Below are 1,349 nucleotides of genomic sequence, written 5' to 3'. Positions count from 1 at the left end.
CAGTGGTGCTGCATGACGTCAGCCAGGCTGCCTACTTCCAGAAACTTGCCGTCGCGGATGGCGACGGCGTCGGCGATCGGGTTGCCGCGATCGACCGTATGAAACCGGCCATTAGTGAGAATGACGTCTGCTTTACCAAGGGTAACCATAGAAACTCCTGAATGAAGGCGTCCGAAGCGGCAAGGTCGGCCGTGGACAGCACATTGTCCTGCCGTAAGCGCAGGTAACTGGGATGGCGGGATTATGATCGGGAGGTCTGGAAAGCGTCTAGTTATACAAAGGGATAGGTATACCTTCGTATAGGTATACCTAAGGATAATAGTTTGAAAAAGAAAAGGTTCCTAGACTGCGCTCAGACAGTTACCCACCGATAGCGCGACATCACGCCACCGGATTAACAGGAAAACTGTTATTTACCGCCGTTAAATTTTTCCACGGTATGTAGCCATACTAACCTCAATGGGCAAAGACATGACCAATCGCAAACTTGAAGTACTGACGCCGCAAAACTGCCAGATCATCTTTATCGACCAGCAGCCGCAGATGGCTTTTGGCGTTCAGTCAATCGATCGCCAGGTGCTGAAAAACAACGTCGTGGCGCTGGCGAAAGCGGCGAAAGTCTTCAACATTCCGACCGTACTGACTACCGTTGAGACAGAGAGCTTCTCTGGCAACACCTTCCCGGAGCTGCTGGACGTGTTCCCTGGCCAGGACATTCTTGAGCGCACCTCAATGAACTCCTGGGACGATCAGAAAGTGCGCGACGCTCTGGCGGCAAACGGCAAGAAAAAGGTAGTGGTTTCAGGCCTCTGGACCGAGGTGTGCAACAACTCCTTCGCCCTGTGCGCCATGCTGGAAGGCGATTATGAAATCTATATGGTGGCTGACGCATCAGGCGGCACCACTAAAGAGGCGCACGACTACGCGATGCAGCGCATGGTTCAGGCTGGCGTGATCCCGGTGACCTGGCAACAGGTGATGCTGGAATGGCAGCGCGACTGGGCACATAAAGAGACCTATAACGCCGTTATGGACATTGCGAAAGAGCACTCAGGCGCTTACGGCATCGGCGTCGATTACGCCTACACCATGGTTCACAAAGCACCTTCTCGCCAGAAAACCGAGCACCGTACGCTGGCGCCGGTTCCTGCCAACGTCCGTTAATCTCGCCAGCTGGCCGGTGATTCTCGTGGCCGGCCAGCCATGCTGGAAAGGAAAACCTGTGACTCCTTTATTGATCTCCCTGGGCGCGGGCGTGTTAATCGGCCTGGTGTACGCGCTGCTCAAGGTTCAGTCGCCCGCTCCGCCGGCAGTCGCGCTGGTGGGACTGCTGGGCATGATCGTCGGCA

Annotated in this window: 2 protein-coding genes; both read left to right on the top strand. The window is 55.3% G+C overall.

The features are described from left to right. The first annotated feature begins 471 nt into the window (after positions 1-471). Positions 472-1,164 carry a hydrolase gene (locus B3797_RS17000; RefSeq protein WP_311791682.1) on the top strand — a complete coding sequence of 231 codons (693 nt, stop codon included), beginning with the start codon at positions 472-474 and terminating at the stop codon, positions 1,162-1,164. A gap of 58 nt (positions 1,165-1,222) precedes the next feature. Continuing rightward, positions 1,223-1,349 (top strand): DUF1427 family protein (locus tag B3797_RS16995; RefSeq protein ID WP_311791684.1); only part of this gene is annotated, 127 nt, incomplete at its 3' end.

The sequence above is a fragment of the Pantoea sp. UBA5923 genome, from assembly GCF_002431095.1.
Classification (GTDB): domain Bacteria; phylum Pseudomonadota; class Gammaproteobacteria; order Enterobacterales; family Enterobacteriaceae; genus Pantoea; species Pantoea piersonii.
This window is presented reverse-complemented; position numbering and strand designations above follow the sequence as displayed.

What these genes read in the sequence shown, in the direction of transcription:
- B3797_RS17000 (WP_311791682.1), top strand. Translation starts at nt 472, where the DNA reads ATGACCAATCGCAAACTTGAAGTACTGACGCCGCAAAACTGCCAGATC.